General features: G+C 65.5%; 22 protein-coding genes. 7 read left to right on the forward strand and 15 right to left on the reverse strand.

All coding sequences use genetic code 11. The annotated features are described in order from the left end of the window. Nucleotides 1-99 precede the first annotated feature (99 nt). The gene (locus AB0L82_RS06390; RefSeq protein WP_364631863.1) at nt 100-849 is read left to right on the forward strand and encodes a ferritin-like domain-containing protein; all 750 of its coding nucleotides are present in this window, start codon (nt 100-102) and stop codon (nt 847-849) included. Between the two features lie 72 nt (nt 850-921). Here AB0L82_RS06390 and AB0L82_RS06395 read toward each other — a convergent pair whose 3' ends face one another. The 10 genes from AB0L82_RS06395 to AB0L82_RS06440 form a co-directional block, all read right to left on the reverse strand. Further along, nucleotides 922-1,533, reverse strand: coding sequence for a hypothetical protein (locus AB0L82_RS06395; protein ID WP_364631866.1), 612 nt, complete (start codon nt 1,531-1,533; stop codon nt 922-924). 34 nt (nt 1,534-1,567) lie between these two features. Continuing rightward, nucleotides 1,568-2,524 carry an MlaD family protein gene (locus AB0L82_RS06400; protein WP_364631869.1) on the reverse strand — a complete coding sequence of 319 codons (957 nt, stop codon included), beginning with the start codon at nt 2,522-2,524 and terminating at the stop codon, nt 1,568-1,570. Next, nucleotides 2,521-3,591 carry an MlaD family protein gene (locus tag AB0L82_RS06405; RefSeq protein ID WP_364631872.1) on the reverse strand — a complete coding sequence of 357 codons (1,071 nt, stop codon included), beginning with the start codon at nt 3,589-3,591 and terminating at the stop codon, nt 2,521-2,523. Before AB0L82_RS06405 ends, AB0L82_RS06400 begins: the two co-directional genes overlap by 4 nt. Next, nucleotides 3,588-4,685: an MlaD family protein gene (locus AB0L82_RS06410; protein WP_364631875.1), complete on the reverse strand. Its 1,098-nt coding sequence runs from the start codon at nt 4,683-4,685 to the stop codon at nt 3,588-3,590. Before AB0L82_RS06410 ends, AB0L82_RS06405 begins: the two co-directional genes overlap by 4 nt. Next, nucleotides 4,685-5,704 (reverse strand): MlaD family protein, encoded by a 1,020-nt coding sequence (locus AB0L82_RS06415; protein ID WP_364631878.1) that lies wholly within the window; start codon nt 5,702-5,704, stop codon nt 4,685-4,687. The genes AB0L82_RS06410 and AB0L82_RS06415 overlap by 1 nt, the downstream gene beginning before the upstream one ends. After that, entirely contained in the window at nt 5,692-6,696 is a 1,005-nt protein-coding gene (locus tag AB0L82_RS06420; RefSeq protein ID WP_364631882.1) for an MlaD family protein, read from the reverse strand. The genes AB0L82_RS06415 and AB0L82_RS06420 overlap by 13 nt, the downstream gene beginning before the upstream one ends. Continuing rightward, nucleotides 6,693-7,742 carry an MlaD family protein gene (locus AB0L82_RS06425; RefSeq protein WP_364631885.1) on the reverse strand — a complete coding sequence of 350 codons (1,050 nt, stop codon included), beginning with the start codon at nt 7,740-7,742 and terminating at the stop codon, nt 6,693-6,695. The genes AB0L82_RS06420 and AB0L82_RS06425 overlap by 4 nt, the downstream gene beginning before the upstream one ends. 4 nt (nt 7,743-7,746) lie before the next feature. Further along, nucleotides 7,747-8,586: an ABC transporter permease gene (locus AB0L82_RS06430; RefSeq protein ID WP_364631889.1), complete on the reverse strand. Its 840-nt coding sequence runs from the start codon at nt 8,584-8,586 to the stop codon at nt 7,747-7,749. Further along, entirely contained in the window at nt 8,586-9,443 is an 858-nt protein-coding gene (locus tag AB0L82_RS06435) for an ABC transporter permease (protein ID WP_364631892.1), read from the reverse strand. Before AB0L82_RS06435 ends, AB0L82_RS06430 begins: the two co-directional genes overlap by 1 nt. A 375-nt stretch (nt 9,444-9,818) precedes the next feature. Continuing rightward, nucleotides 9,819-10,289, reverse strand: coding sequence for a hypothetical protein (locus AB0L82_RS06440; protein WP_364631894.1), 471 nt, complete (start codon nt 10,287-10,289; stop codon nt 9,819-9,821). Between the two features lie 293 nt (nt 10,290-10,582). Between AB0L82_RS06440 and AB0L82_RS06445 the strand changes: the two genes are divergently transcribed. Next, a complete protein-coding gene (locus AB0L82_RS06445) occupies nt 10,583-11,869 on the forward strand; it encodes a VWA domain-containing protein (protein ID WP_364631897.1) in 1,287 nt (428 codons plus the stop codon). Between the two features lie 27 nt (nt 11,870-11,896). On the opposite strand, the gene AB0L82_RS06450 is transcribed toward AB0L82_RS06445, so the two are convergent. The 3 genes from AB0L82_RS06450 to AB0L82_RS06460 all read right to left on the reverse strand — a co-directional run bounded on the left by AB0L82_RS06450 (nt 11,897) and on the right by AB0L82_RS06460 (nt 16,736). Then, nucleotides 11,897-12,277, reverse strand: coding sequence for a hypothetical protein (locus AB0L82_RS06450; RefSeq protein WP_364631900.1), 381 nt, complete (start codon nt 12,275-12,277; stop codon nt 11,897-11,899). Between the two features lie 100 nt (nt 12,278-12,377). After that, nucleotides 12,378-15,485 carry an MMPL family transporter gene (locus AB0L82_RS06455; protein WP_364631902.1) on the reverse strand — a complete coding sequence of 1,036 codons (3,108 nt, stop codon included), beginning with the start codon at nt 15,483-15,485 and terminating at the stop codon, nt 12,378-12,380. Between the two features lie 237 nt (nt 15,486-15,722). Then, nucleotides 15,723-16,736 (reverse strand): hypothetical protein, encoded by a 1,014-nt coding sequence (locus AB0L82_RS06460; RefSeq protein ID WP_364631905.1) that lies wholly within the window; start codon nt 16,734-16,736, stop codon nt 15,723-15,725. Here AB0L82_RS06460 and AB0L82_RS06465 point away from each other — a divergent pair. Beyond that, a complete protein-coding gene (locus tag AB0L82_RS06465) occupies nt 16,677-17,105 on the forward strand; it encodes a pyridoxamine 5'-phosphate oxidase family protein (RefSeq protein WP_364631908.1) in 429 nt (142 codons plus the stop codon). The two genes, AB0L82_RS06460 and AB0L82_RS06465, sit on opposite strands and share 60 nt — an antisense overlap. A 37-nt stretch (nt 17,106-17,142) precedes the next feature. Here the strand turns inward: AB0L82_RS06465 and AB0L82_RS06470 are convergent, their stop codons facing one another. Beyond that, entirely contained in the window at nt 17,143-17,733 is a 591-nt protein-coding gene (locus AB0L82_RS06470; RefSeq protein ID WP_364631911.1) for a dihydrofolate reductase family protein, read from the reverse strand. A gap of 143 nt (nt 17,734-17,876) precedes the next feature. On the opposite strand from AB0L82_RS06470, the gene AB0L82_RS06475 reads away from it, so the two are divergent. Both AB0L82_RS06475 and AB0L82_RS06480 read left to right on the forward strand, forming a co-directional pair. Beyond that, nucleotides 17,877-18,878, forward strand: a complete 1,002-nt coding sequence (locus tag AB0L82_RS06475; protein ID WP_364631913.1) for a sigma-70 family RNA polymerase sigma factor — start codon at nt 17,877-17,879, stop codon at nt 18,876-18,878. Nucleotides 18,879-18,923: 45 nt separating this feature from the next. Next, nucleotides 18,924-19,304 (forward strand): hypothetical protein, encoded by a 381-nt coding sequence (locus AB0L82_RS06480; protein ID WP_364631916.1) that lies wholly within the window; start codon nt 18,924-18,926, stop codon nt 19,302-19,304. A gap of 9 nt (nt 19,305-19,313) precedes the next feature. Here AB0L82_RS06480 and AB0L82_RS06485 read toward each other — a convergent pair whose 3' ends face one another. After that, complete coding sequence (locus tag AB0L82_RS06485) at nt 19,314-20,117, reverse strand: HEAT repeat domain-containing protein (protein WP_364631919.1); 804 nt, start codon at nt 20,115-20,117, stop codon at nt 19,314-19,316. Between the two features lie 178 nt (nt 20,118-20,295). Here AB0L82_RS06485 and AB0L82_RS06490 point away from each other — a divergent pair, with 178 nt between their 5' ends. Continuing rightward, nucleotides 20,296-20,667, forward strand: a complete 372-nt coding sequence (locus tag AB0L82_RS06490; protein WP_364631922.1) for a hypothetical protein — start codon at nt 20,296-20,298, stop codon at nt 20,665-20,667. Between the two features lie 28 nt (nt 20,668-20,695). Continuing rightward, on the forward strand, nt 20,696-21,016 hold the full coding sequence (locus AB0L82_RS06495) for a metalloregulator ArsR/SmtB family transcription factor (RefSeq protein WP_364631925.1): 321 nt from the start codon (nt 20,696-20,698) through the stop codon (nt 21,014-21,016). Nucleotides 21,017-21,021: the final 5 nt, after the last annotated feature.

Below are 21,021 nucleotides of genomic sequence, written 5' to 3' on the forward strand. Positions count from 1 at the left end.
GCATACAGAATCTCCACAAACAGCTCGCCCGATCCGCACATCTGGTTTCTAGGCTCGATGGTCGATCCCCGATCGCTGGGGCCGAGTGGAAGAGGTGTCATGGGGCATGCTGACGATTTCACCCGTTGGACAATCGAATTCGAGGCAAAGGCGGTAGCGCGTTCGGCTGCTGGAGATCCGGAATGGTGCGGAGGGGCACGACTTGATCCGGTCATCGCACGCAGCGTGCAACGATTTCAAGTCGGCGAGAGCGGCGACGGCGCCAACCTCATCCGCAAAGCCGAAGCAGCCGGCGATCCGGAATACGCGGCAGCGACCCGACTGTTCATCGCCGAAGAAATCAATCACGCCCGGCTGCTACGCGAGCTGCTGAATTCCGCAGGCTACGAGACGATCTCGGCCCACTGGACCGATGCGATCTTTGTCCGCCTCCGCCGTGCCCTGGGTCTGCGTCTGGAACTGATGGTCCTGTCCATCGCCGAGGTTGTTGCACTCCGCTACTACCGCGCATTACGCGATGGCACCACCGACCCGCTCACCACTACGGTGGCCAGCCTGATTCTCGAGGACGAACGCCGCCATGTTCCCTTCCACTGTCAACGGCTGCGCGCCGCTTTCGCTTCGAATCGCCGCCCGGTCCGGTCCTCGTTCCTGCTGACTTGGTGGTTCGTTCTTATCGGCGCAACCCTCGTCGTGGTCCTCGATCACGGTGCTGCTCTGAGCCGGCTGGGTGTCACCCGAACAGCTTTCATCCGAGATATCATCGCCCTCTTCAGGGGCGTGGCAGCCGCCACCGTCAGTGCTGCGGGTGAACCCGCAAGCGAGGTCACCGACTCCGACGTTCGATAACGCTAGTGGTGGCGATGGAGGAACCCGCGCTGGTTCAATCCCAGCTGGGAGAACGTGTTGGCCGGTGTCCAACTATTTGGTCGGCAGCGCATTCTGCATTCCACCGACTTCGGTGATCTTCCATCCCGAATTGCGGTCGATGGTCATTGAATACGTGACCGTGCTCTGTGTGCCATTAGGTGTCTGCGCGCTCGTCGAGGTGACGTTGAGGTAGGCGTTGACCTTGTAGATGCCGCCGGATTGGGAGGTCACCGCCGCAGACAGGGAGGTGGCCTTGGAGGTCCATTGCAGCGGGAGCAGGATTTGTTCGAGTTGGGGTGCGGTGGCGTCGAATTTGGCCGAGAGTTGGGGGGTGGTGCCTGCTTGCAGGCGGCCGAGCCAGCCCTTCACGTCGCGGTAGTCGATGGTGGACGCGCCGAGTGCGTAGTCGGTGGCGATCTGTTCGGCTTGGCGGTCGTCGGCGGCGGCCGCATCGCGGTCCGACAGGTCCGAGGAAGCCGAGGCGTAGAGCACGCCGAAGGTGACCGACAGTGCCAGCAGTGCCGCGATCGCGGCGGTGATAAGGACGGTCGAGAGTCGAATCGACACGGCGCGTGGCTGTTTCGCCGCCTGTGACGGGGGCGCGGTGGCGGTGTCGGATGACTCCGCCGCGGCATCCGCGGCTGGCTCGATGGTGGTGGTCATATCTGTCCTTTCGCCGAATCGGCTGGGGGAGTCGCTATTTGAGTCCGACTCGGAAGTGCACCGCGCCGTCGTCTCCGACGCCGCGCAGTGCCTGATCGATGAGCGCGCTGATATCGAGAGCGGGGGTGCGCTGCACCGCGTCCCGCACCACCGGTTCCAGCGCCGGTCCCAGCGGCGCCAGGCTGGGACCTATCTGGGCCATCAGCGAGTCCAGCGACTTCAGGAACGGAACCAGCCCGTCGCCGGTGAAATACGAGTCCACCGGCCGACTTTCGGTCAGAGCCGCACCGTTGGCGACGATGTCGTTGAGGGTGACGCCGAACTGGCCGAGCGGGGGCCCCGCGGCGGCGAGGGACGGCCCGAGCCAGTCCATATCGCCGCCCATGGCTTGCAGGTCGGTGAACAGCTGCCGGATGGCGGCGGTGCGGCTGAGCAGGGTGGCGGCCAGCAGGCTGGTGGAGCGTTGCAGCACCGCCACGGCGTCGTCGGTGCCGGCCAGGGCACGGTCGAAGGTACCGACCAGGCGGCCGATGGATTCGGGATGCAATTGGTTCAACAGATCCACCACCCGTGCCGCCAGATCGGTCACGGTGGCCGGGGCGTGCACCCGATCGGCCGAAATGACTTGACCGTCAACCAGATACGGCCCAGCCGCCGATTTCGGCGCGAACTCCAGGTACGGCTCGCCGAGCGCCGAGAGCTGCTCGATGCGCACATCGCTGGTGACGGGGACGCGGTAGCTGTCGTCGATCCGCAGCCGCACCCGCACGCCGCGAGCCTGTTTGTCGACCGACTCGATTCGACCGATCTGAATGCCGGTCAACAGGATCGGCGAATTCACCCCCAGTCCACCCGAATTATCCAGGCGCAGTTCGGTGGTGAGGTAGTCGCGCCGGGGATCCAGGTGCAGGACACCGATGGCCATATAGCCGATGCCCAGCAGCAGCACCGCCGCGATGGCCGAGAACGACAGCAGCGTACGCGGATTCATCGCACCGCTCCGATCATGCGCAGGGTCTCGACGATGCGATCGGTGCGGTCGGCCGCCGACAGACCCGCGACTTGCACCCCGACCAGATTCACCTTGGGTCCGCGTTCGGCGAACGGAATCAGTTTGTTCTGAATGAGATCGATCAGCAGCTTCATATTCGACGGTGAATCGCTGTCGAGCGGATGGCTGCCGAACAGCATCGGCACCACCGCGCGCGCCGCGCCGTCCAGCGAGCCGACCAGCGGGCCGAGCCAGGCGGCGGCCGGACCCAGCGGCCCGAGTGCGGTGAGCACGAAGATGACGCCGATCTCGGCGTTGACCGCGTCGGTGGTGTGCTGCACGCCGTAGGGAGTGAGCAGGCCGTCGAGCATGGGCTCGTTCTTGATCAGCCCCTCGTTCACGGTGGCCTGGAGGCCGTCCAGCAGGGTGTCGACGGAGCCGAGGTGCTCGCCCAGATCGGTGAGGTCCGCCCCCAGCACCCCGGCGATGCGCGCGGTGTCGGCCGGATCGCGCGGCAGCACCCCGTTCGCCTTGCGCACGATGTCCTGGAAGTCCGCGATCGCGCCGCTGCCGATGAAGGTAGACAGCCCGGCCAGCACGTCTTCGATCGAGGGTGAGCGGGTAGTGTTCGCCAACGGGATCGTCGCGCCCGGTTGCAGTTGTCCCGCACCGGAATTCGCCGGTCCGGCGAGTGCGATGTGGACATCGCCGAGCGGGGTGTCCTGACGCAGTTCGGCGGTGGTGCCCAGTGGCAGCCGCATCGAGTTCCGCACCGCGATATCGGCGATGGCGTAACCGGCCCGGGCGGGCTGGTCACCGTTCGCGGGTGAGGGATCCACCAGGGTGACATGGGTGAGCTGACCGACCCGCACGCCGTCGGCGATTACCTTGGCGCCCTGCGGCAGATTGAGCACATTGGCGAACTCGATGCGCAGGGTGTAGGTGGGTCCGGAGACGCCCGCGCCCGGGACGGGGATGTCACCGGGTTGCATATCGCAGCCGCTGATGGCGAAAAGTGCTGTGAGACAAGTGATCGTGTACGCGCGGGTGCGCCGCCATGGTGTCATCGCGCGCTCACCGCCGCCAGCAGCGCGGGCATCGCGGGAACGGTGACGACGCCATCGATGGTCTGGCAGCCCGTCCCGGTCAGAGCCTGTACCGCCGTACAGAATCGGTCTGAATCAGCCTGTGCGAGCGCGAGTTTCGGTGGCGCGTAAGCGACGGTGAACTGCCCGGTGTCAGGGTCGAGCGCGGTGGCGAAACCGGTCGCCACGGCCGGGGTCATCCGGATCACCTCGGTGAGCGAACCGACTCCCGCGGCAATCAGCCGCGCGAGATTCGCGCCGTCGAGATTCTTCACCACCGGTGCGGCCAGCATCATGATCGCGTCATTGGCCTGCGGCAGCACATTGGTCAGCGCCGCCACCAGATCGATGATGGGCGGGAAGGCCAGATTGACGATATCGGTGAACGCCTGCGGCAGACCGATCGCCACGTCCCGCATATGCGGCCAGCCATTGCGCGCGCGGTGCGCGAGTTCGGTGAGCGCGTCGAGTAGCCGCCCGAGATGTCCGATGGCGGCGTCGGGCGCGGTCAGCGCCGTGGACAGTTGCCGGATGAGGGCGTTGATCTCGTCGCCGGTGCCGCTGGTAGCGGTGTCGAGAGCGTCGATTCCATTGGCCAGCGCGGTGCGCGCGGTGGCGTCCCCGCCCCCGTTCAATTGGTCGACCAGTCCGGTGAGCGCGGCGAAGGTCTGCGAAAGGCTTTTGGGCGTCACGGTTTTGGTGATGCAGGTGGCCGGATTCCAGGCGGGTCCGGTCGGTTCGGCCCCGATCAGGGTGAGGGTGCGATCGGCGACGAGGGTGTCGCTGACCGTCACCGCGCCCACATCGAGTGGCAGCTTGCGGTCGGCACGGACGGTGAATCGCACCAGGGCCGTGGGACCGTTGGCGCTGATCGCGGTGACCCGTCCGACCGGCATACCGAGAATGGCGACCGCGCTGCCCCGGTACAAGCCGATGGTGTCGGGCATTTCGGCGCAGTAGCTACGCGTCGGGACGTCGGGTTTGCTCAGGCGCAGGCCGATCCCGGCCGCCAGCACCAGGGTCAGCACCACCGTGATCGACATGAACCCGCGAGATCCCAATACTCGCTTCAACATCAGCAACCTCCCTCGGGCACCGGCAAGGGCACGCACACCCTGGCCACCGGAACGGTCGCGGCGGACTGATCCACCCGCACTCCGCCGCCCGCGGGCAGCAGCGGCAGCAGTTTCTGTTCCAGGCCGCGCAGTGAATCCAGCAGCGCGCCCAGCCGATTGCCGAGTTCGGCCACTATCGGATTGGCATCGGTCAGCGCTCGCGCGCGATCCTTCAGGCCCGCGTCCCAGGCCCGCCCCAGCGGGGTGAAATCGGTGGCCACGGCCGCGAGATCGCGCAGCGCCTGCGACACCACCACCTTGTTGTGCCGGATGAGCTCCTCCAGGGTGCCGAAGGTGTTCAGCAACCGGGCCAGCACATCGGAATTCGCATTGAGTGCGGAGAGGTATTCGTCGGTCATGGACATGGTGCGCGAGATATCGGCGTTCTGCTTGTCGAGAATGCCGACCAGCGCGCCGGCCGCGTTCAGGGCCGCGCGCACCGAATCCGGGCTGCCGCTGATCGATTGGGATACCGCGGCCATGTCCCGGCGCAGCATATCGCCGTCGATCTTGGCCACCGGCTCGACGGCGTCCTGGAAGGCGCGGGTCAGGCTGTAGGGCAGCGTCACCCGCTGCTGCGGAATCACGGTGTCGCCCAACGCTTGCGTACCCGCTGGTGATAGCGACAGGTAGTACCCGCCGACCACGGTCAGCATGCGCACGTCGAGGGTGCTCTGATCGCCGACGAAGGTGTCGGCGTCGACGGTGAATTCCATCCGGACCCGGTCGGCAAGCAGGGTCAGCGATTTGACCTTGCCCACCGGGATTCCGGCGACCCGGACATCGTCACCGGTGCGAATGGAGCCCGCCTGGGCCAGGTCGGCGCGGTAGGTGTGCTCGGGGGTGGTTCCGGTGATGTACACCGCGCCGATCGCGATGACCAGCAGCACGACCGCGGCCAATCCGGCCAGCCCCCAGCGGATATCGTCGCGCGGCTCACGGCGGTCGGCGCGCCGCCGCCACGGTCTCAGTTCTGGCACAGCGTGATCCCCTGTCCGGCGATGAGCAGCCGCAGCGGCTCGGGCGCGGTGGCCGGGTCGTGCGAGCAGGTGAGTGCGGTGTCGGGGCCGCCGGTCGGCACCGCCGCGGTCATGGCCTGGATCAGACCGGGCAGGTGGTCGAAGACGGCCACCGCCTGCTGCGGATTCGGGAACGCCTGTTTCAGCACGGTGTCCAGGTCGCGGTCGGGGGCTCCGGTGAGTCCGAGCACGGTGAGCAGGTCCCGAAGTGGTTGCAGCACAGGCGGAATGGTGACGGAGAAGGTAATCAGACCGGGCAGCTTGTCACTGATGGTGACGAACAGATCGGTCATATTGGTCAGCAGTTTGATGGCACTGCCCGACTTGTCACCCATGTGATCGGAGATCTGGGACAGATTCGCGACCAATGTGGACAGCACCGCTTGCCGGTCGGTGGCGTAGCGGCTGAGCTTCTCGATACCGCCCAGTGCCGGACCCAGGCCCGTGCCGTCACCCTGGATGAGCGCCAGCAGCGAGGTCGCGAACTGGTTGAGGTCATCGGGCGCCATCTGCGCCAGCACCGGTTGCAGCCCCTTGAACAGGGTGGTGATGTCGAAAGCGGGCACGGTTTCGGTGGTGGTGAAGGTATCCCGCGGGGCGCGGCGGCCGGTGGGCTGCGCGGGCTGTTCCAGATCCAGATAACGGAAACCGGTGAGGTTCTGGAAGCGCACGGCGATCTTGGTATTGGCGAAGACCGGATGGTCGCGGCTGACGGTGAACCGCACCCGGGCCAGATTGCCGGACAACCCCACCGCCTCCACCTTCCCGACCTGAACTCCGTACAACCGCACGTCGTCGCCGGTGCGCACCCCGTTGGCGTCGGTGAAAAGCGCTGTGTAGGTGTTGGTTTCACCGCTGACCGGGCGCTGTACCACCCGGAACACGCCGATCAGCACCAGCGTCATGATCACCACCGCGGTGCCGACACGGAGCAGCAGGGCAGGGGTTCTCATCGTGGACCCTCCGTCGTGGCCAGGCCGAGTTGTGTGGAAAGTGGTTGCGCCAGTGCGGGAACCAGCTCGACCGAGGCGTCGAGCACCGGCCCGTCCGGGGTGTCGCGGAAGGCCGCGCCGAGGCGGGTGAGCAGGTCGGTGAGTTGCCGCGCCGAACGCTCGGGTGTGCTCACCGAAGCACTGATCCGGTCCAGGATCACCCCGCCCATGGGCATCAAGCCCTGGAATTGTTGCTGTGCGGTGCCGAGCATGCCGGTAGCCACGGGCAGCAGCTCACTGCTTATTCGATCGAACATCGAGCCGTAGCGCTGGACCTGCTCGGCGGTCTGGAGGTGTTCATTGGAGTAGGACGCCCACAGCACCTGCAGCCCGCCCGTCAGCATGGGCGGCAGACCGGCCAGCGCGGCGCCGTACCGGTCGAACAGCAGTGACGGCGGCAGCTGCTGCGTTTCGGCGAAGGACCGGGCGGTCGCGCCGATGGCCTGGAGCAGCGGCACGAAACCGTCCAGATCGTGGGCGAATCGGCGCAGCAGCTCGACCAGTTGCGGCGTCAGGACCTTATCGGTGAGGGTGCCGGTCGAGGCCAGCAGAGTGGCCAGGGTGGCGTCACGGACTCGGTCGGAGTTGCCGGTGAGGTCCACGGTGACGCCGTTGACCAGTGCCGAACCGCCTGCGCCCGAATGTAATTCGATTGCGCTGATGCCGAAGAGGTTGCCGGGCGCGTAGTCCAGCCGCAGCGCGTCGGTGAGGCCGAAAAGCTGTGAGCCGTTGAGGTCCAGTGTGATTCGGGCACGTCCGATGGCACTGGCGTCGATATCGTCGACAGTGCCGACGCGTACGCCGTCCAGTCGAACATCGGTACCGGGTGCGACGCCCGCGCCGACATTGCCCACTAGCAGCGCGACGCGGAGGTCATCGGGGGCCGTGGTTTCCGGCCAGATCCGCCAGCCGACCCCGGTCAACAAGGTCAGCACCAGTGCGCACACACCGAGGACGCGCGCGCGACGCGGTCCCACCTCGGTTCCGGGCAGGGCATATTCGGGCACGTCATCACCCCGTGAACGAGACGGGGGAGCGGAAGCCCCACAGTACGATGGTGGCCAGCATGTCCAGGGCGATGATCGCGACCAGGCTGGCGCGAATCGCCCGGCCCGAACCGATGCCCACGCCCTCGGGACCGCCGGTGGCGAAAAACCCCTGATAGCAATGGATCAGGACGACGGCCACCGCGAACAGCATCACCTTGATGGTCGCGGCCACCACATCCCAGGCGACCACGAACTGATCGAAATAGTGGTCGTAGGTGCCCGAGGGCGTGCCGTGCACGGTCGTCACGATCAGCTCGCAGGAGGCATAGCTCAGAATCAGGGCCACGACGAAAGCCGGTGCCACCGCGACGATTCCGGCGATCACCCGGGTTGTCACCACGAACGGCACCGAACGGATGCCCAGTGATTCCAGGGCGTCGATCTCCTCGGAGATGCGCATGGATCCGATCTCTGCGGTCATCCGGCATCCGGCCTGCGCGGCGAAACCGATTCCGGCCGCGATCGGCGCCAGTTCGCGGGTCACGCCGAATGCCGATATCAAACCGCTGAGCTGGCCCAGCGACAGCAGATTCAGCGCGCTGAACGCCTCGATGCCGATCGACGCGCCCATGGCCGCGCCCATCAGCAGCATGAGCGGCACCACGCCGCCGCCGATGATCACCGAACCGCGACCCCAGGTCATATCGGTGATCACCGCGGCGGTCTGGCGGCGATAGTGCCTGAGCGTGTAGGGCATCGAGGACAGCACCTGCCACGCGAAACCTATGACGAATCCCAGGGATTCGATCGGTCCCAGCGGTTGCAGGCGTCGCCATCCCGGTGGGGTGTAGGGGGCTGCCATCACGCCATCCGAACCGGGATGAACATGGTGACCACCTGTGTGATCGCGGTGTTCAGCACCGTGACCGACGCTATCGACATCACCACGGCGGCATTGACGCCGTCGGCCACGCCGCGCGGTCCGCCCTTGGCCTCGAGTCCGCGCTGACAGGCGATGACCACCACCAGGAAGCCGAAGATCAGCGATTTGATCAGCGATACCCAGATGTCGATGGGCGCGGTGAACGATCCGAACGACTGCCAGTACGAACCCGGCGTCACCCCGAGCGCGGTGACCGCGACCGCGAAGCCGGAGGCGATGCCGATGAAGATGATCAGGGTATTGAGCAGCGGGGCGACCAGCATCATGGCCGCGATACGCGGAACGACAAGGCGCTGAACGGGATCCACGCCCATCACCCGCATGGCGTCGACCTCTTCGCGGATGGTGCGCGCACCCAGATCCGCGGCGATCGCGGCCGCACCGGCTCCGCCGAGCAGCATGGCGGTCGCCAAGGGCGCACCCTGTTTGATGACTCCGAGTCCGCCTGCCGCGCCGATCATCGAATCCGCGCCCAGTTGCGACACGATATTGCCGACCTGCGCGGAGACGATCACGCCGAATGGGATCGCCATCAGCACGCTGGGCAGGGCGGTGACGCGAATGAGAAACCAAGCCTGCGTGAGTGTTTCATGCACCGGGAACCGCATGCGCAGGATATCTCCGCTGCCGACTCGCAGGGCATCGGACCCGATGCGCAGCGAGCGTCCCATCGTCCCCAGGCTCGACAGCACCGTCTCGCCGAAATTTCGTCTCAGTATCTGCGTGCCGGACAACTCCGTTGTTTCCGCCCGCTCGAACTTCTCTACCGTCGACATCGAACCTCCTTGCGGCTCTTCGTCACTCCCCTTGACGACCATCCGCAGGCTCCGGCTGCCCCACAGCCGTGCGAACCTCGCGTCGATCTTGCGGGCAGACGCTACCTCGAGTGAAACATGTTCTAGATGCGTTTCCGGGAAACCGTTGATTTCGCCCGCGGGCTCCCGGGAGGTATGCGAATGAATCCCGTCATTGCCGGAAACTTGCCGTACGACGGTGATTCGGGTGTTTCGCGTGCAATCGCCGACCGATAAACCTGAAATTCGTTGGCGGGCAGTGATACTCGAAGCTCTCGTGAGAACCAGCGGCGGCGGCCGGAAGGTGGATGACCGGCCGCTTTCGGGCAATATCGACTTCGGTTGCCGGCTGGCGGATCAGAGTTGCGTATGCCCGGAGCCGCTGAGGATGATCAGCGGCATCAGGAGTACGCCGAGGATGCTGTTCCCGGTGCACTGCGCCGAAGCGGTGGAGCTGCCCGTCGGCTGGTTGACGCAGTTCTGCATCGTCATCGACTTGGACGACGAGCCCTGGGTAGCGGTGAGGTTGTAGACGCCTTCGGGAAGCTTTGAGCGGTAGAGATATTGGATGGTTCCCGTGCCGGGCGTGGATCCCGCCTGCGGGGTGAATGTGCCGACGTTCTGCCCGGCCAGTGTGATGGTCACCGGCGTCAGGGCGTCCGCGCCGCTGGTGGACACCAGGATCGTGCACGTATTGCCCGCCCCCTCGCACCATCCGGCGCCGGTGAGGACCTGCATCATATTCACGCTGTCGACCGCGGCCGACGCCGACGCCGCCGCGGCGACCGGAATCGCCAGCATGGCCACAGTAGCTGCGGCCCAACTCATTTGCCTCATCTGTACTTCCCGTTGGAGTGATCGGCACCCGAGTGCCGCTCCGACGGTAACCGCGCGGTGAGGTCGCGCGTGGATAAATTGAAATGTCGATACTTCAAAACATGGCATGCGCATGACCGCCGCCAATTCGCAGGCTTCCTGCGCTGCCTCGCCGACGAGACGCTCATGAGCTCCTGCGTGTCCTGACGGCGTGTGCTGCTCGGTTACGACGATCGCCGGTTCGCCGTGCGACTGGGCTCGTAGGGTTGGTTGGACACCTTCTTTTCGATCCGATTAGGGCACCCATGACCATTGCCGAGTCTCAGTTGTCGAAGGGCCGGAACGCGCCGATAGCCGTCACCGAGGTGACGATCACACTACGGACCACTGCCGCCGCGGATCTGTCGGCGTTGCTGGTCACCGCGAACGGCAAGGTGCGCTCGGACGCTGATTTCATATTCTTCAATCAGCCCGTGGGTCCGGGTGTGCAACTGGCCTCGGGAACTCCTGGCGCGCTGCATATCTCGCTCGGGCACATTCCGCAGGATATCGATCAGATCCGCGCGGTTCTGACCCTCGAGGATCCGCAGGCGACCTTCGGTGGATACCAGGCACCCCTCGCCACACTCAGCGACCGCGCGGGGAAACTGTTGTGCGAGTACCGAATCGACGGACTCGGCCCCGAATCGGTAGTGATCGCACTCGAACTGTATCGGCGGGGCGCCGGTTGGAAGGTGCGCGCGGTCGGGCAGGGGTATGCCGGCGGATTCGCCGCACTGGTCACCGATCACGGCGTGACGGTCGATGACGATCCCGCCCCCTCCCCGCGCCCGACATCGGATGCGGTCGCGGTCGAGCGCGGGGGAGTGCGCACCGTTGCGGGCGAGCAGAAGCTCTCCCTCGAGAAGCGTCAGAAGCTGGACCTTCGCAAACGCGAGGTGGCGAAGGTCTTGCTCGCCAAAGGCGCGGACGGGGTGCGTGCGCGAGTGCTGTTGGTCATCGACAAGACCGGGAGCATGTCCGAACTGTATAAGAAAAAGGTCGTTCATCGAGTCGTCGAGCGGATGATCCCGGTCGCGATCCAACTCGATGACGATGGTGAGCTCGAGCCCTACCTGTATGGGTCGGGATTCGCGAAGCTACCCAACGTTCGTGTCGACACCGCGGAATCCTGGTGCGCGGAGTTCATCCATATCGGTGGAGTGCACGGCGGGATCAACTACCGCTCGATCGGCGGATACAACGACGAAATACCCGTCATGACAGAGATTTTGAATGTACTGCGTCCCGATGGTGACCCCACGCTCGTCCTGTTCTTCACCGATGGCGGCTTCCATAAACGTGGACCCATTACCGCGTTGATGCGCACCGCGGCCGAGTACCCGGCATTCTGGCAGTTCATCGGGTTGGGGCGCAATGACTTCGGTGTCCTGCGCAAGCTCGACACGCTCCGCGGTCGCAAGGTCGACAATGCGGGATTTTTCGAGATCGCCGATATCGATCGTATGAGTGACGCGGATCTCTACTCGAAACTGTTGAGCGAGTTCCCCGATTGGCTGCGAGCCGCGCGTGCCGCGCATGTCCTGCGCTGACACGCATCGCGCGGTTCCGCCGATCGTCTAGGCGGCAGCCACCGCCCGGTTGCGCCGCCACACCCCGATCGCGTCGGTGGCCAGCAATGCCCACGCCACGAGCGCCGGCTGGAACACCAGCCGCGCAGCGCGTTTGGCGTCGGAGTCGAGTCCGAAGGCGTCGCGATGCTCGACCAGCTGCGCGATATTCCCCGGGAAGATCACAACGAAGAACGCGGCGACGATCGCTCCGATGAGCGCGCGGCGCGGTTGCTTCCATATTCCGAGCAGCGCCGCGCCGAGCGTGATCTCGACGACCCCGGAGGCCAGTACGACGAAGTCGGTGTCGAGTGGGAACCAGGACGGCACCTGGGCGCGGAAATCTTCGCGGGCGAAGGTCAAGTGGCTTGTGCCTGCGGATATGAGCATCACGCCTAGGAAGGCCTGCGCTGCCAGCCGGACTCGGGACGAACTTTCACCGTGGATCACCATGGAGAAAGCATCGCACACGATGTATCGGGAAGCGGCCTCACCGAACCTGCGCGTATTCGTCGAAGCCGAGCCGGGGGTGGTGATCGGCGAAGCCGGTGACGGTGACCTGGTCGGTCACCATCGAATATCCGCGAACCATGACGGTGTACTCGCCGTCGGGCAGGCCGCTCACCGCGTAGCGGCCGTTTTCGTCGGTGCGAGCGGTGCCGACGATGTCGCCGGACAAATTGAGCACGGTGACCCGGGCATCGCGCACCGTGCGGCCGCCGCCGCGCACGGTGCCGGACAACACCGCCATCGGTGTCAGCGTGAGGTCGAAACTGAGCCGTCCGCTGTCGGGGACCGTCAATGTTGTTGCCGTGGGCCGCATCCGGTCGGCGACCGCCACCACCGTGTAGGTTCCGGTGGGTACACCGTGACAGGTGTACGTGCCGTCCGCCGCCGTGACCGCGGTACCCGCCACATCACCGAGCGGATCGGTCACGCTGACGGTGGCATCCGGCACCGGTTCGTGCTCGATCGTGCGTACCACGCCGGACACTTCGCCGGATCCCGAAAGCGTGATGTCGAGCAGGTGCGTGTCGTCATTCCGCACGATGATGTTCACCGCGGTCGGCTGATGTCCGTCCGCCGAGACGATCAGGACATAGCTGCCGGGTGCGGGCGGCTCGATGGTGTAGCTGCCGTCGCCGTCCGCGGTCGTCCGCGAAACCTGTTGTCCGCGTTGGCTGATCAGTGTCACCGTGGCCGCGGACACGGGGTGCCGGTCATCCCGGCGAATGCGGCCACCGATCATCGGTCCATCGACCGGGTCAGGCGATGCGGAGTGCGTGACATCGACGGGCACGGGCGGTTCGACCTGCACCGGCGGCTGCCGCAGCTCGCGCAGCCGCGCCCCCTCGACATCGATATCGGGCAGTATGCGGTTGAGCCACCGCGGAATCCACCACGATCGGTGTCCCATGATCACCAGCAGCGCCGGAACCACCACCATGCGCACCACGAAGGCATCGATCGCGACGCCGCAGGCCAGCGCAAAACCCATCGATTTGGCGGTGACATCGGATTCCAGCAGGAACGAGCCGAACACCGAGATCATGATGATCGCCGCCGAGGTGACCACGCGGGCTCCGTGGTGATACCCGGAGATCATCGCGTCCCGCGGCGACTTACCGTGCACGTATTCCTCGCGCATCCGGGTCACCAGGAACACCTGATAATCCATGGCGAGCCCGAATACCAACCCGATCAACATGATCGGCAGAAAACTGATGATCGGTTGTGGATCGGCGATCAGGCCGAAGGTACCTTCCTGGAAAATCAGCACGGTCGCGCCGAAGGTGGCGGCCATCGACAGCAGGAATCCGACCGCCGCCGTGAACGGCACCAGGATCGATCGGAAGACCAGGATCAACAGCACGAAGGCCGCCCCGGCCACGATCGCCAGATAGGGCACGATCTTGCCGAGCAGGACATGATCCATATCGGCGTAAATGGCTGTGGTGCCGGTGATTCCGTACTCGATGCCGTACCGCTCGGTCAGTGCGCCCTCGGCCTCGCGAGCCGTGCGCACCAAATCCTTGGTCGCCTGGTTGTTGGGCCCCGATTTCGGTACGCCGCTGAGCATTACGCCGAGCCCGTTCGCGCTCAGCTGCGGTGCGGTGACGTAATCCATCTCCGCGAACCCGGCCAGCCGATCGCGCAGCGCGGCGACCGCGGCCTCGCGCTCGCCGGCGGGCACCTTCTCCAGATCGGCGACGACGGTCAGCACACCGTTGCTGCCCTCGCCGAACCCCGCCGTCCTGATGTCGTAGGCCTGCCGCACGGTGGAATCGGTCGGGAAGCTGTTCTCACCCGGCAGCCCCAGCTGCAATCCGAGTGCCGGAGCGGCCAGCGCGCCCAGGGCTGCCACCGCGATGGTCAACGCGACCCATGGTCCTCGGCCGATCAGGCGAGCCACCCGGGTGCCTATGGTGACCGAGGTGTCGTCTTCCGGGTCGTGCCGCGCGACCATCGGCAGCTTCGGTGTGAACAGGAAACGGCCGAAAGCGCCGAGCAGGGCGGGCATCAGAGTGATGGCGGTCAGGACCGCGAAGAAGGCCGCGACGGCCCCACCGAGGCCCATGAACGTCAGGAAGTTCACCCCGACGATGCTCAGCGCACCCAGGGCGACAATGACGGTGAGTCCGGCGAACACCACCGCGGAACCGGCGGTCCCGACCGAAATGCCCGCTGCCTCTTCGGAACTCTCCGCGACACGCAGTTCATGCTTGTAGCGGGAGACGATGAACAGCGCGTAGTCGATGGACAGCGCGATACCGATCATCGACGCGAGAAACGTTGTGAAACTGGGTATCTCGATGATCGAGGTGCTCAGTGAGATCACCAGCATGGCCGCGCCGAGCCCGGCGATGGCGGTCACGATCGGCACGAACGCCGCCACGATGGCCCCGAAGGCGATCACCATGACGACCAGCGCCACCCCCATACCGATCATCTCGGCCTGACCGCTCGGCTGCCCCTGCTTCTGCTCGATCGCGCCGCCGATCTCGACGGTCAATCCGTGCGCGCGAGCGGGTGCGGCCACCTCGTAGGCGGCGTGGCGTTGCGCGTCGGTGATATCCGCCGCCGAGGCGATATCGAATGGCACCGAGAGCACCGCGACGGTGGCGGGCGCATCGTGATTCAGCACATTCAACGGCGCACCGGCGCACACCGCCGGATTGGCGTCGGTCAGACATCCCATCGCCTTGGTCACCGCGATCGGATTCCTCAGTGCCGCGGCGTCTTTCTCGGCGACGAGTGGCCGACCCTCGATCGAAAGGTGCTGGAGATCGCTGATCAGCGCATCGATGGCAGCGGCATTGTCCTTATCGGTCAGCTTCGTCCCCGCGGGCGCCTTGATGACGTACGTGCCGCCGACGGCATCGATGCCGAATTGTCCTGACATGCCCGGGAACTGCTTATCCAGGATGTCGGTGGCGCGTTCCGAAGGCAGCGACGGCATGCTGAACTTATCGCTCATCGGCTTGCTCAGCATGCTGCCGCCGACGCCGAGCGTCACCAGCAGCAGGAGCCATACCGGCAGCACGATCCACTTGCGTCTGAACGCGAATTTGCCCCAGCGATAAAGGTATACGGACACGAAGGGTGCTCCTAGGTGGTATCCGGGTGTGCCTGATTCGGGGCCCGAGTACAACGCTTTCGCGGCCCGCAACGCATGCGAACAGTCCCCCCGGCCCGCGCTGCCGATCCACCGCACCGTAAGACTGGTTGATCGCCCGAAAGCCGAAAATGGAGGAGTAACCTCAAGTTTCGCGAGCTTACCGCACGCGAAATAGGCACCGTGGTCCGCGGTGCCTTCTCGCCGTTGATATCCGAGCTACTGCGTCGCGGCGAGGACTTTCTCGACGGCGTTGTCGACCGCGTCGGCGATGATGGTTTGCGCCTCGGTTTGCGCGGCGGCCGCCGAGTCCAGCCCCGCGGCGAGCGCCTGTTCTGGATCGCCGGTCACCGCGAGTTCCCGCGCCGCGGCATCGGGCACCTGGAATGCCGCGGACAAGACGGTATTGAAAGCAGGGAAGACGACCGCCGCCCCCGCATCGATCACCCCGATCACCGCGGCCTGCACGGCATCGTGCGGGGCGACGGTACGCGCAGGATAGGGCATGATCGGCGCATTCATCGCGGTATAGGTGTCGTGGCGGGCGGTCTGGATTGCCGCGTCGATCGCGGGAAGTCCACCTTCGGCGGCAGCCGGGCCGATATCGAGCAGCCCGACCACGCCCACCTCGAACGCGTTCAGCGCCCGCGGCGCCACGATCGTTCCGTCCGCGTCAATGGTCTGCTGCGCCGCGACACTCACGGGTCCGGTGATCGAAGCCGCAGCGATGCCGAGCGCCGTCACCGGATCACTAACCTGCGAAGCGGCCGCGAATACACCCGGCGCCTGCCCGATCGCGGTCCCGGCCGTGGTGGCGGTCTGAACGGCGAGCGGGCAGATGATCGAACAGTAGGTGACCTGGTTTTGCAGGAACCGGGTGATCAGGCCACCGGGTGGAACCGCCTCGGAGATCGCTCCACGATCACGCAGCGCGGTCGGCGATGCCTGGAGTCCGCTACCCGGGGCAGCCGAGGCCGTGGCAGGCAGGGCACCGACAGCGAGCCCGGTGGCTGCGACGCCGACAAATAGCAGACGGGACGGTATCCGCATGGTGATCCTCGAATCGTCGGTTATTGACACCACTACGGTGTACGGACGTTCCGGGTTCAGTTCGTAAAAGTAGCCGAGCACCGGCTGCCGAGCCGATTGGCCCGGGGCGGCTACCGTTGTCCCATGCCAACTACCTTGCCCGAGAAGGCCGCCGCGGCGATCAATGGCGGATTGCTTGCCCACCTGGTCACCATCAATGAGGATGGGTCGCCGTATGTGCGGTGTGTGTGGACGCATGCCGAGGCCGATGCGCTGAGCATCGGCTCGATGAGCTTGGACAAGCGGTATGTGCGGAATCTGCAACGGGATTCGCGGGTGTCTATTTCCTATCAGTCGGGTGTGATCGATGCCCACGGGCTGGCCGAATACCTTGTCGCCGAAGGGCATGCGGAAGTGGTCGAGGGAGGGGATGGGCGTGCCCTGCTGAATCGGCTGGGGAAGGCGTATATCGGTCCCGACGCGGATTTCCTCGCCGATCCGGCGGTGGGACCGGGGCACCTGATCCGGGTGCGACTGACCAAGGTCACCGGGGTCGGAGCCTGGCTGAACTGAGATCGCCGCCGAAATATTCGGCGGCGATCAAAAGCCCTCAGCCGTGCAGGAATTCGTAGGTGCAGAACACCAGGCCGTCGCCGATCTTCCGGGTGTCGGCCAGACGCAGCGGTGTGGTGTCGCCAATCTCGTCGAAGAGGCGCTGGCCGGTTCCCAGGACGACCGGGAAGACGGTCAGGCGCAGTTCGTCGGCCAGGTGTTCTGCCAGTAGTGTGCGCACGAGCTGATAGCTGCCGTAGACCAGGACGTCTCCGTCCACCCGCCGCCTGAGCTCCGAAATCTCCTTTGCCGCATCACCGTTGAGGACGGTGGTGTTGTTCCACTCCGGGTTTACGAGGGTCGAGGACACCGCGTACTTCGGGAGTCCGTTCATTGTGTCCGCCCACTCGGGGCTCACCCGGACGTCCGCGCCGTGCATCCGGGTCGCGAACCATTCGTAGCTGCGCCTGCCCAGCAGCAGCGCCTCGGCGCGCAGTACTTCCCCGGTCTCATTGGCGGTCCACGCTTGCAGGTCCTCGGCCGCGACGAATCGGTGGAACCAGCCGCCCGGCCCGAACCCTTCCTGGCCGTCCGGGTCCTGGACCACGCCGTCGAGGGTGGCATTCGCGCTGATGACGATCTTTCCCATTTCCGTACTCCTTTGAAATGCTGTCGGCTGTCACCGGTTCTGACGCCGACGCATCGGAAAAGGGGGCGCGGGGCCGACCGCCCCGTTCTCGCCTCGGCCGACGTCCATACCGCATGGAGCCGTACACAGGGAATGAGGCGGGAGTGCCGAGAACAGATCTGATATCGAGGGCGCGGGACGGCGACGGTGAGGCATTCCGCGCGCTGACCGAGCCGCACCGTCGCGAACTACAGGTGCACTGCTATCGGATGCTCGGATCATTCCAGGACGCCGAGGACGCGCTCCAGGACACCATGCTCGCCGCATGGCGCGGCCTCGAACGATTCGACGGGCGCGCGTCGCTGCGCACCTGGCTCTACCGCATCGCCACCAACCGCTGCCTGGACGCGCTGCGCTCGGCTCGCCGCCGTCCGGCGAAGCAGTGGGACATCCCGGGAATCGAACCGCCCGAACCCACCGGACTCGGCGAAATCCATTGGCTGGAGCCATATCCCGATGCCCTGCTGGACGGCGCGGTGAGCGTGCCGCTCGGACCCGAGGCGCGGTACGAGCAGACCGAGTCGATCTCCCTGGCCTTCGTGACCGCGTTGCAGATCCTGCCGCCGCGCCAGCTGGCGGTCCTGATCCTGCGCGATGTGCTCGGATTCCGTGCGAGTGAAGTAGCCGAAATGCTGGACACCACAGTCGAATCGGTGAAGAGCGCCCTCAAACGCGCACGTGCGGGCATGCGGGACACCATCGTCCCGGGGCGACCGCCCGCTGAGGACGCGATCGTGGCGAAGTTCGTCAGCGCCTACGAATCCGCCGATATCGACGCCGTGGTCGCCCTACTGACCGACGACGTCTTCATATCGATGCCCCCGCTACCGCTGGAGTACCAGGGCCGAGACAGCGCGGCGCGTTTCCTGGCGTTCCTGTTCGGCCCGGCGAAGAGATTCGACCTACTGCCCACGCGAGCCAACGGTCAGCGGGCATTCGGGATCTACCGGCACACACCCGACGGCATCCACGCCGCCGGACTGCTCGTAATAGCCGTCGCCGACAACGGAATTCGAGCCATGACCGCATTCGAGAACTCCGTCTTCGCCAATTTCGGCCTGCCGCAATCCCTCCCGGGCGCCCAACCGCCCGGTTTCCGTCGTTAGTCCGCGCTTGGGATCTGATTGGTCGCGCCGCCCACCATCGGTGCCATGACAAAGAAATTCCTCGCCACCGCCGTCCTCGCCGCCGCGTCCGCCGCCACCATCCTGGGTAGCGGCACCGCCGGCGCCGACGACGTGCGTCAGATCTATTTCGCCTACGGCACCGATAACGGTTATGTCAGTGGCCGTCTCACCGGTTTCAGCCACGACAGCTACCGGGTCGACGCCCGCGGCGGTCAGGTCATGATCGTCGACGCGAACCCCAACTGGTCCGATGTCGTCGTCACCGTCACCGGCCCGACCGGCACCCTGTCCTACCAGAACCAGTGGACCCGAGTTGTCCTGCCCGTCAACGGTTCCTACCAGCTCACCGTGACGTCCCCGCACCACAACACCATCGACTACGGTATGAGCGTCAAGATCGACTGAATCCGTTCTTCAGCCTTCGCGGGCTGCGATCGCGGCTTGGATTCGCCGCAGTGTGCGCAGCCCCTTCTTCGCGGCGACGTTCACCATGCCGTCGAATACGGTCGAGCCCCGGTCATTCGCCATCAGCCGTTCCAGCGTCGGCACGGCACGGTCGTCGCCCGTCGAACCGAGCGCGACGGCCGCCCAGTAGCGCTGGTTCGGATCGGTGCTCTCGGCCGCTTCGCACAGTCGCGGGATGACGTCCGGGGCGAACGTGGACAGCGCGCTCGCGATATATCCGATGCGGTAGTACCGGCGATTCTCGAACTCATCCCAGAGCGCGGCGAGGGCCTGCTCGCCGCCGATCATGCCGAGCGATTCCGCGGCCCGTTCGCGCATTCCCGCGATCTGATCCCGCAGTACGGGCGTGAGCGCCGGGACCACCGACTCGTCCCCGAGGACCCCCAGCGCGATCACCGCCTGCTCCCGCGCTATCTCCTGCGGATGGTCCAGCAGTGCGATCAATCCGGGAACCGCATCGTGGAACCCGAGCGCCGCACACCCCATCGCCGCCCACGCCTGGCAGTTGTACCGTGTGTCGCCGAGCGCGGCGAGCAGCGGTTCGCGCAAGGTCTCGTCCCCGAAGACCTCCGCCCGATTCAAGGCCAGGCTGTACAGCGTGCGATGGGAGCCCGAATAATCGCGCACGAGCGCCCGCAGCGTCTCCCGAGCCGATGTGTCACCCTCAGCGGCCCGATCGAGCAGAGCTCGTAGGTTGTCCTTGCGGGTCTCTAGATCACCGTCTTTGAGGCGGCGCGTATCTGCTGGGTTCACTGCCCAACGGTACCCGCCGGCGAACTGCGGGCTGATCGGCGGGCAGCGGTTTTGCTGATTGCAGAAATAGTGAATTGCATACCTTGCGGAATTCTTCAGCAATCAACTGTGATTCGTCCGCGCCGCAGGTAGCGTCTCGGCACGCCAAGGCTTTTGGCGATGCGGGAAAGGAATGATCATGGCCAATATGGACATTGCGCTCAAAGACATGATGATGCTGGACGGCGCGCTCGGTGCCGCCGTCGTCGACTATGGCAGCGGTATGGCGCTCGGCACCCTCGGCGGTTCGAAGAATTTGGACCTGGAAGTCGCCGCGGCGGGCAATACCGAACTGGTGCGTGCGAAGCTTCGCACGATTGATCAACTCGGGCTGAATGAAGAGATCGAAGACGTCCTCATCACGCTCGGCAGCCAGTACCATCTCATCCGGCCGACGCGTGGTCGCAGGGCCGGCGGTCTGTTTCTCTATGTCGCCCTCGACCGCCAGCGCGGCAACCTGGCATTGGCCAGGCATCGGCTGAAGGACATCGAGGAAGAGCTCGAAATCTGATTCACCTGGCGGAAAGGGTGGCCACGTAATGCCATCGATGCAGCGGCCGCTCTATCAAATGAAGGCTGAGTTCTTCAAAACACTGGGCCATCCCGTGCGCATTCGCGTTCTCGAATTGCTCAGTGTGCGTGCGCACGCGGTCTCGGAGCTGCTGGAGGAGATCGACGTGGAAGCGGCGAATCTCTCCCAGCAGCTGTCGATTCTGCGGCGCGCCGGTTTGGTGCGGGCTTGCCGGACCGGGCTCTCGGTTACCTACGAGCTCACCTCGCCCAAGGTGGCGGAGCTACTCGCGGTGGCGCGCGCGATCCTCACCGGTGTGGTCGCCGATCAGGTCGAAGCGCTGGGATAGCGCAC

This window comes from Nocardia sp. NPDC052001, assembly GCF_040680615.1.
In the GTDB taxonomy this organism is placed as follows: Bacteria; Actinomycetota; Actinomycetes; order Mycobacteriales; family Mycobacteriaceae; genus Nocardia.